Here is a 13147-nt window from a genome sequence, read left to right as displayed (position 1 = left end):
AAAGCTTTAATTAAATAGTCAAAGTTGTATATTTGAGTTCATGCTTGAGCAACTGAAAAACCATATAGATCACAAGCTTGCTTTTCTACATGAAAGCAAAATAATTATTGCCATTTCAGGTGGTGTTGATAGTGTGGTTTTAACCCATTTGTGCCACAAAATGGGTTTGAATATTTCGTTGGCGCATTGTAATTTTAATTTACGAGGCGATGAAAGCGATGCCGATGAAGATTTTGTTTTGCAATTGGCAGAAAATTTGGATTTAGAAGTTTTCATTGAAAATTTTGATACCGAACTGTATGCCAAAGAAAACAAGCGTTCCATCCAAATGGCAGCTCGTGAATTGCGGTATCATTGGTTTGAAGAATTGGCAGAACAATTGAAATTCGATTATATTTTAACGGCACATCATGCCGATGATAATCTAGAAACGTTTCTAATCAATTTTACACGCGGCACTGGTTTAGAAGGTTTAACGGGAATCCCCGAGGTTAATGGGAAGTTTGTGCGTCCGCTATTGCAATTTTCAAGTGAAACTATTCAAAATTACGCCAAAGAAAACCATATTAAATGGCGAGATGACAGCAGTAATAAATCGGTTAAATATCTGCGCAATAAATTAAGACATGAAGTCATTCCTGTTTTAAAAGAAATTAACTCGAGTTTGTTGGATAGTTTTCAAAGTACCCTAAATAATTTGCAAGATTCATCTGATATTATTGCGGATAGCTTGGATGTTTTTCTGAATAAAGCCATTGAAAGTTTAAATGAAAATGAGGTGAAATTTAAAATTTCAGAATTTAAAAAAGTGGCTAATCCTAAAGCGTATTTGTATGAATCGTTCAAAGAATTTGGCTTTACACAATGGAATGATATTGTTGATTTATTGGATGCCGAAACTGGGAAACAAGTGTTTTCGACGACACATCGTTTAATTAAAAACAGGAAACATTTATTGTTAAGTAGTATACAAGCGTATGATGCTGATGAAGTTTTAATTTCTGAAATTAAAAGCGAGGTTAAGACATCTTTTGGCATTCTGTTTTTAGAAGAAGTTGATGTTGTTTTACAAAAAAATACTAATGTGATTTATGTCGATAAAGACACTTTGAAGTACCCCTTAAAAATTAGAAAAAAACGCGAAGGCGATGTGTTTTACCCCTTGGGTATGAGTGGAAAAAAGAAACTCAGCAAATATTTTAAAGACGAAAAAATGTCCTTATTGGATAAGGAAAACACTTGGTTATTGTGTTCAAGTGATGACATTGTTTGGGTAATAAACAAACGCTCCGACAATCGATTTCGAGTGACCGATAGCACCAAACATATTTTAAAAATAGAATTGAAAGCCAACTTATAAAAGATCAAGTCACACTGAGCTTATCTAAGTGTTTAATAAATAATTTGTCATTCCTGCCTAGGCAGGAATCCACTTTGAACAACAAATATTAAATTGAAAATACAGGGAAATATAGTAGATATACCAAACAAACGCATTTATAAAGGTGAAATCACTGTAGTAAATGGTAAAATAAAAGCTATTTTCGAAAAAGAACATGATGTTAACCATTTCATTTTGCCCGGTTTTGTTGATGCCCATATTCATATAGAAAGTTCCATGTTGGTTCCTAGCGAATTTGCTAGATTGGCAGTTAAACATGGTACCGTGGCAACGGTTTCCGATCCACATGAAATCGCCAATGTTTTGGGTATTAAAGGTGTTGAGTTTATGATTGAAAATGGAAAAAAAGTCCCTTTTAAATTTAATTTTGGCGCACCTTCATGTGTTCCAGCAACAACGTTTGAATCGGCTGGAGCAGTCTTGGATTCGCATGATATAAAAACGCTTCTTCAAAACGCTGATATCAAATACTTAGCAGAAATGATGAATTATCCGGGAGTCCTTTTTGATGATGAAGAAGTGATGAAAAAAATAGCTTGGGCAAAACACTATAACAAACCAGTTGACGGGCATGCCCCAGGCTTAAGAGGTGACGATATATCAAAATACATTAATGCAGGTATTTCAACCGATCATGAATGTTTTACCTATGAGGAAGCTTTAGAGAAACTTCAAAAAGGCATGAAAATACTAATCCGTGAGGGGAGTGCCGCTAAAAATTTTGAAGCCTTGATTGATTTGTTGCCCGAACATTTTGATAAAATGATGTTTTGCAGTGATGACAAACACCCTGATGATTTGATTATCAATCACATCAATAAACTCTGTGCTAGAGCTGTTGAAAAAAGCATAGATGTTTTTAAAGTATTGCAGGTGGCGTGCATAAACCCCGTAAAGCATTATAATTTGGAGGTTGGTTTATTAAATGAAGGAGATGATGCCGATTTTATAATAGTTGAGGATTTAAAACACTTTAAAACGATTCAAACCTACATTAATGGTCACCTGGTTTTTGATAAGGATAAGGCGCTCATTGAAAGTGTTTCATTTAAAAATATTAATAATTTCAACTGCGATAAAAAGAAAGTATCCGATTTTAAAGTTGCATCCTCTGCTAATAAAATACGCGTTATTGAAGCTTTAGAAGGGCAATTGGTGACCAACGAACTTATAGAAGAAGCATTAATCGAAAATGAAAATATCATTTCAAATATTGAAAAAGATATTTTAAAAATGACGGTTGTAAATCGTTACAACAATGAAAAACCAGCCATCGCCTTTATTAAAAATTTTGGATTAAAAGAAGGTGCTATTGCCAGTTCGGTGGGTCATGATTCTCATAATATAATCGCCGTTGGGGTTTCAGACGAAGCTATTTGTAAAGCAGTGAATTTGTTGATTGAAAATAAAGGTGGTATTTGTGCAATTTCCAATTCCGAAGAAAAAGTAATGCCTCTTCCTATTGCTGGTATTATGAGTGATCAGGAAGGAGAAACCGTAGGTAAACTATATGCCGAATTGGACCTAGTGGCAAAACAATTAGGCTCAAAATTACAGGCACCCTACATGACTTTATCCTTTATGGCATTGTTGGTAATTCCATCATTAAAACTAAGTGACAAAGGCTTGTTTAACGGAAATACTTTTAAATTTACACCTTTAGAAGTCAACTAGTTTATGCCAGTAATTCAATCAACTTATAAACCTCCTTTTTATTTTAAAAATGGATTTGTTTCTACGGTTTATTCTGGGTTAGTAAGACGCGTTTCTTTGCAACAAGAACGCGAGCGAATCACTTTAAGCGATGGCGATTTTCTAGATTTAGATTGGAGTTATTCTAAAGAAAAAACCAATAAGCTTATTATTTTATTACATGGGTTGGAGGGTCATGCACAACGCCCTTATATGACAGGCGTTGCGAAGCTTTTCAATGAACATGGTATAGATGCTATCAGCATGAATTATAGAGGTTGTAGCGGTGAAGCCAATCTAAATTATTACAGTTATCACTCTGGGTTTACAGACGATTTGGAAGCAGTGATAAATCATGCAATCTCAAACAAAGGGTACTCAGAAATTTATTTGAATGGCATTAGTTTGGGAGGGAATGTTATTCTTAAATATTTAGGAGAATCAACTGCGATTCCATCACAAGTAAAAGCAGGGATTGCAGTTTCAACGCCCTGTGATTTGTATGGCTCATGTAAAGAGTTGCATAAAATAAAAAACAAGTTATTTCATGATCGATTTTTGAAAGATTTAGTAAATCATTTAAAATTAAAACAAAGCCTTTTTATAGAAAAACTAACCTTGGAGGAAGTAAACTCAATTAAAACACTATTAGATTTTGACAATGTGTATACTTCAAGAGCCCATGGTTTTAAAGATGCTTTAGATTATTATGAAAAGAGTAGTTGTTTGCAATATCTTCCAAATATTAAAACCCCATCATTAATAATTAATGCACTTAACGATTCGTTTTTGTCCTCAGAATGTTATCCCGTGAAAGAGGCAAAAAACAATTCTAATATTTATCTTGAAATGCCCAGTTATGGAGGACATGTTGGTTTTATTGATAAAAACAATGTTTATTATAATGAAAAGCGGGCATTAGAATTTTTAAGCCATATAAATTCTTAAGCCATTGAGATAAAATCTTCAATGAATTATTTGGGTTTTATTTAAAATAAATGTTAAAACCCAATTGTTCTCAAAAATAACCTTTATTTTTTGTATTTTTATTAGCATCATTAATGACTTACTTCTAACACTATGCCAACATTCAATTTAAAAATTAATAAAAAAAGTTATTCTGTGGAAGCAGATATGGATACGCCCTTATTGTGGGTGCTAAGAGATCATGTAAATTTAGTAGGTACCAAATATGGCTGTGGAATTGGTCAATGCGGTGCTTGCACGATTCACGTTGATGGTAATGCGATGCGCAGTTGTATGCTGCAAGTTTCCCAGGCTCAAGGAATGGAAATAACAACCATAGAAGGACTTTCAGAAGATGGCGACCATCCAGTTCAAAAGGCTTGGTTGGAACATGATGTACCCCAATGTGGCTACTGTCAAGCAGGACAAATTATGAATGCAGCTTCCTTGTTGAAAAACAACCCAAACCCATCAGATGATGATATCGAAGCTGCTATGAATGGTAACATTTGCAGATGTGGTACATATGTAAGAATTAAACAAGCCATAAAAACGGCAGCAAAACTTTAAACTAGCAACAAACCATGACAAAAATAAAAACACAATATAATCGTCGTTCATTTATCAAGATATCAGCTGCCGCCGGTGGAGGCATGCTTATAGGTTTTAGTTGGTTAACGGGATGTACTTCAGATAAAAAATTAAAAGAAAAGATAGCTATTCCAAATGAATGGTATGATTTAAACGGATATATTAAAATTGGTGATACGGGATTAGTTACCATATACTCGCCAAACCCAGAAATAGGGCAGAATGTCAAAACCTCCATGCCGATGATTGTTGCCGAAGAATTGGATGTAGATTGGGACAATGTCGTGGTTGAACAAGGCTCTTTGGATGAAGATGCCTTTAAAAACCCTCAATTTGCGGGAGGAAGTTTATCCATTAAATTAAGTTGGGATGCGTTGCGAATGGCCGGAGCTACCGGAAGACGGATGTTGTTGGAAGCAGCGGCTAAAGAATGGGGGATTTCTGTTTCAGATTTAGCTGTGAGTAAGGGCATTATTAAAGAAAAGAATGGAGATCGAACCATAAGTTATGGAGACATTGCATCTAAAGCAGTAGGAATTGAAATCCCAGAAGAAGTAGAGCTTAAGGATGTTAAGGATTTTGAAATAATTGGTACCAGCAAAAAAAATGTAGATGGCAAGAAAATTGCTACGGGTGAGCCTTTATTCGGTTTAGATTTTCAACGTGAAGGCATGAAATTGGCTATGATTCAACATCCACCTGCTTTTGGTATGCAAGTTAAAGATTTTAATGTAGATGAAATTAAAGCCATGCCTGGGGTATCCGATGCCTTTATTATTGATACAACTATTGGTGATTCATCTTGGTCTGACGAAAAAGGATTCAATCAACTCATCGCTGTTGTTGGAGATTCAACTTGGCAATTAATGAAAGCTAAAAAAGCCATTAGAGCCAATTGGGAAGTGGTGAGCGACCTGGAAAGTTCGGAAACCCATCAAAAAAGCCTAGAAAAAGCTTTAATGTCTGGTAAAGTTAAGGATATTAGAAAAGATGGTAACCCAGATGAAGCTTTTAAGAAAGCAGTAAAAATAATTGAAAGAACATACAGCTCACCTTTCATACCTCACAATACTTTGGAACCGATGAATTTCTTCGCCAATGTCACAGAAGATTCAGCAGAATTAATTGGTCCAACACAAACTCCAAAAGCTCTTGAAGATTCTGTTTCAAAATTATTAACCTTACCAATTGAAAAAATTACGGTTGATATGACCCGTATTGGAGGTGGTTTTGGGAGAAGACTCTATGTGCATTTTGGTGTAGAAGCTGCAGCTATATCAAAGAAAATAGGTAAACCTGTAAAACTTATCTATGCAAGGGAAGATGATATGACTCAAGGGACCTATAGACCGGCATATTTATCAACTTACAAAGCGGGTTTAGATGAAAATAACAACCTTATTGCATTATCTGTAAGAGGTGCAGGGTTACCAGAAGGACCTGTGTTTCCTAATCGCTTTCCTGCTGGTACTATTGATAATTATATAGCTGAAAAAATTGCAGGAGAAACCAATGTTACCACGGGTGCTTGGAGAGCGCCGCGTTCGCATTTTACAGCAGGAGCCGAGCAAGCTTTTTTAGATGAAGTAGCAGAAGCTGCAGGAAAAGACCCCATAGATTTTAGATTGGAGTTGTTCGATAGGGCTATTAATAATCCAGTTGGAGAGAAACATGATTATGATGCTGAACGTTATGCAGGCGTTTTGAAATTGGTTAAAGAAAAATCCAATTGGGGAGAAAAAAAACCTGGTGTTTATCGTGGAGTAGCGGCTTATTATTGCCATTTTTCTTATGTAGCCGAAGTCGTTGATTTGGTTATGGAAAATGGTGAACCCAAAGTCCAAAAAGTTTGGTGTGCCGTGGATTGTGGTATCGTAGTGAATAAAGATGCTGCGATAAATATGATTCAAGGTGGTGTTGTTGATGGAATAGGTCATGCTATGTATGGCCAATTGACATTTGATAATGGGTCACCTAATGAAATGAATTTTGATAGATATCAGCTCATTCGTCATTCCCAAGCTCCTAAAGATATTGAAGTGTTTTTTGTAGAAAATGATATCGCTCCAACAGGTCTGGGAGAACCTGGTTTGCCCCCAGCAGTAGGGGCTTTAGCCAATGCACTTTATCAAGCCACTGGTAGGCGACTTTCAAAACAACCTTTTTCACGTTATATGAATGTTGAAGATAAGCAACTTATAGGTTAAACTGTTACTGCCCCATGAGCAAGTCTCCTGAAGAAAAGTCTAAAACACCTGAGACGTTTTTGAATTTAGAAATACGGAATCCGCCTAATAATAGCGCAGGTTTTAGTGCAATAAAATCATCGATAAGTCATGCCACCAAGTACTTAAAAAACACCGATGCTTTAAAATTATCGCTAAAAATAAACCAAAAAGGAGGTTTTGATTGCCCAGGTTGTGCATGGCCAGATCCTGATGATGACCGTTCATCTTTAGGGGAATATTGCGAAAATGGCATTAAGGCAATTTCAGAAGAAGCCCAAAATAAAACCATAGGCAGACAGTTTTTTGCAAAACATTCGGTTGATGAATTATCAACTTGGTCAGATTTTCAAATAGGCAAATCGGGTCGTTTAGCTGAACCTATGTTTTTAGAAGAGGGAGCTACCCATTACCAACCTATTTCTTGGGAAGATGCTTTTGAAAAAGTAGGTAAGCATTTGAATGCTTTAGACAATCCTGATGAGGCCGTATTTTACACATCAGGTAGAACCACCAACGAAGCGGCCTTTTTATACCAATTATTTGTACGTGAATACGGTACTTCTAATTTACCAGATTGCTCCAACATGTGTCATGAAGCTAGCGGAAGTGCTTTATCTGAAACTTTGGGAATTGGTAAAGGCTCGGTAACTTTAGATGATTTATATAAAGCTGAAGTCGTTATGGTAGTTGGTCAAAACCCAGGAACCAATCATCCACGCATGTTATCTGCTTTAGAGAAATGTAAAAAAAATGGTGGTAAAATAATTGCTGTTAATCCTTTACCCGAAGTTGGACTCATCAAATTTACCAATCCTCAAAACCCTATAAAATTACTAACAGGTGGTACCCAAATAGCTGATGTGTTTGTTCCAATAACCATTAACGGCGATGTCGCTTTTTTCAAAGCATTACTTCTTAAATTATTGGAAAAGGAAGAGGAAACTAGTAGTGTTTTTGATAAAGAGTTTATTGAGAAATTCACTCACGGATACGAAACTTTCATTTCAGATTTAAAAACTTTTAATTTTGATGACTGTCTTAAAGCCTCGGGTATTTCAAAACAAATATTTGAAGAAGTATTTCATTTGATCTTAAACAACAATAAGATTATAGTTTGTTGGGCGATGGGTTTAACCCAACACCAAAATGCTGTAGACAATATTCGCGAAATAGTTAACCTTTTATTACTTAAAGGGAGTATTGGCAAGGAAGGTGCAGGCACTTGTCCGGTTCGAGGTCATTCGAATGTTCAGGGAGACAGGACTGTTGGTATATGGGAATCGGCGCCACAAGCATTTTTAGACAAGATAGAAGAAAAGTATGGCTTTAAGCCTTTAAATAAACATGGGTATTCAGTCATAGAAGCCATAAAGGCCATGTATGAAAAGAAAGCTAGGGTGTTTTTTGGCCTAGGTGGGAATTTTATTTCAGCAGTTCCCGATACTGATTATTCGGCAAAAGCCCTAGCCAATTGTAATTTAACGGTTCATGTTAGTACCAAACTGAATCGTTCCCATTTAGTGACAGGTAATGAAGCTCTTATTTTACCGTGTTTAGGAAGAACCGAAAAAGATTACCAAAAAACAGGTTTACAAATTCAAAGTGTTGAAAACTCAATGGGTATTGTCTCGTCAACAAAAGGGATTTTAGAACCATGTTCAGAGGCATTATTAAGTGAGGTAGCTGTTGTATGCGGTGTTGCTAATGCCACTTTAAAAAACAAATCAAAAGTGAATTGGTTGCAATACAGAGATGATTATAATTTGGTTAGAAATGATATTTCTGAGGTGGTTGCTGGTTTTGAAAATTATAATAAACGGTTGCAAAAACCCTCCGGGTTTTACTTGCCCAATGGAGCACGTAGCAGAGAATTCAGTACTAATACAGGTAAAGCCCAATTTTCTATCAATAAACTACCCAATTGGAAGCTCACGGATGATGAATTAATTATGATGACCATAAGAAGTCACGACCAATTTAATACCACCATTTATGGATTAAACGACAGGTATCGAGGGGTTTTTAACGAAAGGCGCATAATTTTTATGAACCGAGAGGACATGAAAGCACGGAAATTGGTTGAAAAACAGGTTGTCAATTTAAAATCGGAATACAAGGGTGTTATCCGCGAAGCTCATAATTTTAAGGTAGTACCTTATGATATTCCTAAAAATTGTTGTGCAACATATTTTCCGGAAACCAATGTTTTAGTACCATTAGATAGTTTTGCACATACTGCCAAAACGCCCGCTTCAAAAAGTGTAGTTATTACTGTTGAAGCTGTTAAAAATTAAAAGAATGGAGCCAACAAAATTTGAATCTGCAATCGCGTTAATAGATAAAAAAAACAGTGAGGACCCCAATATATATTCCTTATTTGGTTTGGATTTCCCCAAGGAATTGTTGTATTCAAAACGTATGACCAGAAAACTACTTCAGTTTGAACCAGAAGCTACAGAAGCATTACAAATTGCTACTAGGGCGCAACATATTTGCCGATGGAAAATAGCCAGAGACACCTATTCTATGGATAGAGTAGGGTATTTAAAATGGCGAGAAACCTTGAAGAAACTACACGTGGACTTAACTTCTGAAATTTTGGAACAGGTTGATTATGATTCAGAATTTATTAAACGAGTATCCTTTTTAATCAGTAAAAAAATGATTAAGAAGGATTCAGAAAGTCAGACACTTGAAGACGTTATCTGTTTGGTTTTTTTGGAGTATTATTTTGAAGAATTCTCAGAAAAACATGAGGATGAAAAAGTCATTGATATTTTAAGAAAAACATGGATAAAAATGTCTGATAAAGGTCATGAAGCGGCTTTAAAAATTAATTTTTCTTCTAGTAGCCTGTCTTTGATAAAACAAGCTATATCTTAATTTTAGAAGCCATTCGTCTACAGATAACGGTCATTCATCTACACTTAATCTATTCACAACGAAATATAATATAAACCCATTTCTATTAATTTATTTTTACTTTTAAAATTTGTCTATGAAAGAAATGAAAAATCTGAATATACTATTAATTGAGGATGATATGATTGAAGTTATGAAACTTAACAGAGCAGTTTCCTCTCTTAAACTTGAACATAAAATAATTGAAGCTAATAATGGTGAAGAGGCCTTAAGAATTTTACAAAATAAAAAGAACTTGCCTGATATTATTTTATTAGATTTAAATATGCCTAAAATTAATGGTATTGAATTTTTAAATATTTTGAAAAAGGATGAAGTTTTAAGGTACATTCCAACGATTGTTTTAACTACTTCTAGTAATCAAAAGGACTTGTTGGAGTGTTATGAAATAGGGATAGCAGGTTATGTTTTAAAACCGTTAAGGTATGAAGACTATATTTCTAAAATAGAGAAACTATTAGCTTATTGGAGTATTAACGAACTAAAGAAAATATAAATGAAGGGCATTATTTTTACAGAATTTTTAGATCTTGTAGAAGATAAATTCGGACTAGAAATGGTCGATAAAATTATTAATAGTTCAAATTTAGAATCTGGGGGAATTTACACATCTGTAGGTACCTACAAATTCTCAGAAATGTTACAGTTATTGCAACATTTAAGTGCCAATACAGATATTTCTATTGATGATTTATTATTGGTTTATGCCGAACATTTTTTTGGAATCATTGAAACCAGCTATCCCGGACTTTTGGCTACGTATAGTGATCCGATTGAGATGCTCTCATCTATCGAAAATCATATTCATGTGGAAGTTAGGAAAATATATCCTGATGCCGAATTACCAACATTTGAAGTGCTTGAAAAAACAGATGATAATTTGGTGATGATCTATAAATCGAGCAGAGCGATGCATCATTTTGGTCTAGGATTAATGAATAAAACCTTTGAACATTTCAATTCTAAAGCCTCTATTGTACTTGAAAAACTGAAAGAGGATGGTACTGAGGTAAAGTTTGTGATTAATAAAAATCTATGAGTCAAGAAAAAATTGACATATTAGAACGGGCACTTGCAAGAGAAAGAGCGGCACGAAAACAAGCTGAAAAAATACTTGAAAGTAAGTCTGAAGAATTATATAAATTAACTCAGCAACTTAAGGAATCAAACACCAAACTAGAGAAACTGGTTAGAGAAAAAACATCTGAATTAAAAGGTGTTTTCGAAAATATTGTAGATGCCTACATAGTAATGGATCTTTCTGGCAATGTTATTAAAATGAATGATCCAGCAATAGAATTACTTGGTTATGATAATAAAATTGAAGAATTTAATCTACTTAAATTAGCAGATAGTTCTGAAGTAGATAATATAATTAATGGGTTTCACTCTTTATTTTATGAAGGACATATTACTAACTTCGAAGTAAGAATCAATACAAAATATAATGAACAGAAACTTGTACATATAAACGCAAGTATTATAATAGATGAACAAAATAATCCTATTGCAGCTCAAGGGATTGTTAGAGATATAACAACCGTAAGAGCTGCGGAAGAAAAATTAATTCAATCAGAAGATAGATTAACATCTTTAATTTTGAGTTTAGATGTTGGTATATTACTTGAAGATGAAAACCGCAAGATTGTGCTTACCAATAATAAATTCTGTGAATTTTTTCAGATACCAGCTTCTCCTGAACAATTGATTGGTTTAGACTGTTCAAACTCTGCAGAGGAATCCAAGCATTTTTTTGAAAACCCTGAATCTTTCGTTGATGATATAAATAAAATAACAGCCAAAAGAGAAACTGTTTTAGGCGAAGTATTAACCATGGTGAACGGTAAAATATTTGAACGAGACTATATTCCCATTTTTAGTAATAATGAATATAAAGGGCATTTATGGAGTTATAAGGATGTAACATTAAGGCTTAATTATAAAAAAAGCATAGAGTCGCAGAGGAAAAAATATAGAGATATTATTGCCAATATGAATCTAGGCTTAATTGAAGTTGATAATGATGATGTTATTTTAATGATTAATCATAGTTTTTCTGAGATGTCTGGTTATACAGAAGCAGAATTAATAGGAAGAAAGGGAAATGAAATATTTCCAATAGGAGACGGTTCTCAAAAAATCCATGAAGAAAATAAAAAAAGACTTAAAGGAATATCTAATTCTTATGAATTAAAAGTTAAAAATAAGTTTGGAGAGGTTAGGCATTGGCTAATTAGTGGAGCTCCTAATTACAACATGAATGGAGATGTTACAGGTTCCATTGGAATTCATTTGGATATAACCGACTTAAAGAATTTGCAGTTACAAAAAGAAAAACTTTTGGCCGAACTGGAAAAGAGTAATGATGAATTGCAAGAATATGCACACATAGTTTCTCATGATTTAAAATCGCCTCTGCGAAGTATATATGCTTTAGTTTCTTGGATTAAAGAAGATAATGTAGGGCGATTGGATGACACAAGTTTAGAAAATTTCAAGCATATTGAAAATTCATTGGAAAAAATGGAACAGCTCATTACTACCGTATTAAATTATTCTAAAGCTGGAGTAGATTTTCAGGATCCTGAAGAAGTTGATATTAATGAAATGGTTCATGATATTATTGAATTCTTGTATGTCCCTAAGCATATTTTTATAAAGATATTGAATCCCTTGCCTATTCTTAAAGGAGATAAAATTAAACTTCAACAAGTATTTCAAAATATCATTAGCAATGCTATAAAATATATAGACAAAGAAAAAGGGTTGGTTGAAATAGATGTAGATGAAACAGAGGATTATTACAAGTTTATGATTAGAGATAATGGCATGGGGATTGAAAAGCAATACCATGAAAAGATTTTTAAGATATTTCATACTTTAAATAAAGTTAAAGATTCCACGGGTCTTGGCTTATCTATTGTAAAAAAAATTGTGAATTTACATAAAGGTGACATTTGGTTAGAAAGCGAGCCTAACAAAGGTACTACCTTCTATTTCACTTTAAAAAAAATATATTCAAATGGAGACACCTAATTTATCCTACATAACAAGTATGTCCGGTGGTAATCTGGAGTTTGAAAATAAAATCATAACTATTATTAAAGAAGAATTCCCAACAGAAAAAGAAGAGTTTTTTAATAATTTAAATAAATATAATTTTAAACTAGCGGCAGGAAATGTTCATAAACTTAAACATAAAATTAGTATTTTAGGTCTTGAAAAAAGTTATGGCATAGCTGTGGCATTCGAAAACAATTTATTGGAAGGTAATTCCGATTTAAGTAAAGAGTTTGAGTCCATTTTAAATACCATAACTAATTATTTAAAACAGTTATAATTAGTA

The 13147-nt window shown here is 33.9% G+C and carries 11 protein-coding genes; all 11 read left to right on the top strand.

Annotation, left to right across the window (positions count from 1 at the left end; genetic code table 11):
- Positions 1-40 precede the first annotated feature (40 nt).
- The 11 genes from tilS to ABD963_RS09230 all read left to right on the top strand — a co-directional run bounded on the left by tilS (position 41) and on the right by ABD963_RS09230 (position 13141).
- Positions 41-1360 carry a tRNA lysidine(34) synthetase TilS gene (gene tilS / locus ABD963_RS09280; RefSeq protein WP_345276672.1) on the top strand — a complete coding sequence of 440 codons (1320 nt, stop codon included), beginning with the start codon at positions 41-43 and terminating at the stop codon, positions 1358-1360.
- Positions 1361-1453: 93 nt separating this feature from the next.
- On the top strand, positions 1454-3076 hold the full coding sequence (ade, locus tag ABD963_RS09275; protein ID WP_345276671.1) for an adenine deaminase: 1623 nt from the start codon (positions 1454-1456) through the stop codon (positions 3074-3076).
- 3 nt (positions 3077-3079) lie between these two features.
- Entirely contained in the window at positions 3080-4042 is a 963-nt protein-coding gene (locus tag ABD963_RS09270) for a YheT family hydrolase (protein ID WP_345276670.1), read from the top strand.
- 132 nt (positions 4043-4174) lie between these two features.
- The gene (locus tag ABD963_RS09265) at positions 4175-4630 is read left to right on the top strand and encodes a (2Fe-2S)-binding protein (RefSeq protein ID WP_345276669.1); all 456 of its coding nucleotides are present in this window, start codon (positions 4175-4177) and stop codon (positions 4628-4630) included.
- Between the two features lie 14 nt (positions 4631-4644).
- A complete protein-coding gene (locus tag ABD963_RS09260) occupies positions 4645-6858 on the top strand; it encodes a xanthine dehydrogenase family protein molybdopterin-binding subunit (protein WP_345276668.1) in 2214 nt (737 codons plus the stop codon).
- A 14-nt stretch (positions 6859-6872) separates the two neighbouring features.
- Entirely contained in the window at positions 6873-9173 is a 2301-nt protein-coding gene (locus tag ABD963_RS09255; RefSeq protein WP_345276667.1) for an FdhF/YdeP family oxidoreductase, read from the top strand.
- A 4-nt stretch (positions 9174-9177) separates the two neighbouring features.
- Complete coding sequence (locus tag ABD963_RS09250; protein WP_345276666.1) at positions 9178-9762, top strand: DUF4202 domain-containing protein; 585 nt, start codon at positions 9178-9180, stop codon at positions 9760-9762.
- Positions 9763-9886: 124 nt separating this feature from the next.
- Complete coding sequence (locus ABD963_RS09245; protein ID WP_345276736.1) at positions 9887-10297, top strand: response regulator; 411 nt, start codon at positions 9887-9889, stop codon at positions 10295-10297.
- The gene (locus ABD963_RS09240) at positions 10298-10840 is read left to right on the top strand and encodes a heme NO-binding domain-containing protein (protein WP_345276665.1); all 543 of its coding nucleotides are present in this window, start codon (positions 10298-10300) and stop codon (positions 10838-10840) included.
- Positions 10837-12837: a PAS domain-containing sensor histidine kinase gene (locus ABD963_RS09235; protein ID WP_345276664.1), complete on the top strand. Its 2001-nt coding sequence runs from the start codon at positions 10837-10839 to the stop codon at positions 12835-12837. Before ABD963_RS09240 ends, ABD963_RS09235 begins: the two co-directional genes overlap by 4 nt.
- A complete protein-coding gene (locus ABD963_RS09230) occupies positions 12824-13141 on the top strand; it encodes an Hpt domain-containing protein (protein ID WP_345276663.1) in 318 nt (105 codons plus the stop codon). Before ABD963_RS09235 ends, ABD963_RS09230 begins: the two co-directional genes overlap by 14 nt.
- The last annotated feature ends 6 nt before the right edge of the window (positions 13142-13147 follow it).

The sequence above is a fragment of the Litoribaculum gwangyangense genome (genome assembly GCF_039543505.1).
In the GTDB taxonomy this organism is placed as follows: Bacteria; Bacteroidota; Bacteroidia; order Flavobacteriales; family Flavobacteriaceae; genus Litoribaculum; species Litoribaculum gwangyangense.
Note: the sequence above shows the minus strand (reverse complement) of the source record. Positions and strands in the feature narration are given on the sequence as shown.

Bases quoted from the DNA above. Each gene is read 5' to 3' on its own strand.
- ABD963_RS09265 (WP_345276669.1), top strand. From the start codon at position 4,175: ATGCCAACATTCAATTTAAAAATTAATAAAAAAAGTTATTCTGTGGAA.
- ABD963_RS09235 (WP_345276664.1), top strand. From the start codon at position 10,837: ATGAGTCAAGAAAAAATTGACATATTAGAACGGGCACTTGCAAGAGAA.
- ABD963_RS09255 (WP_345276667.1), top strand. From the start codon at position 6,873: ATGAGCAAGTCTCCTGAAGAAAAGTCTAAAACACCTGAGACGTTTTTG.
- ABD963_RS09245 (WP_345276736.1), top strand. From the start codon at position 9,887: ATGAAAAATCTGAATATACTATTAATTGAGGATGATATGATTGAAGTT.
- ABD963_RS09260 (WP_345276668.1), top strand. From the start codon at position 4,645: ATGACAAAAATAAAAACACAATATAATCGTCGTTCATTTATCAAGATA.
- ABD963_RS09240 (WP_345276665.1), top strand. From the start codon at position 10,298: ATGAAGGGCATTATTTTTACAGAATTTTTAGATCTTGTAGAAGATAAA.
- ABD963_RS09230 (WP_345276663.1), top strand. From the start codon at position 12,824: ATGGAGACACCTAATTTATCCTACATAACAAGTATGTCCGGTGGTAAT.
- tilS (WP_345276672.1), top strand. From the start codon at position 41: ATGCTTGAGCAACTGAAAAACCATATAGATCACAAGCTTGCTTTTCTA.
- ABD963_RS09250 (WP_345276666.1), top strand. From the start codon at position 9,178: ATGGAGCCAACAAAATTTGAATCTGCAATCGCGTTAATAGATAAAAAA.
- ABD963_RS09270 (WP_345276670.1), top strand. From the start codon at position 3,080: ATGCCAGTAATTCAATCAACTTATAAACCTCCTTTTTATTTTAAAAAT.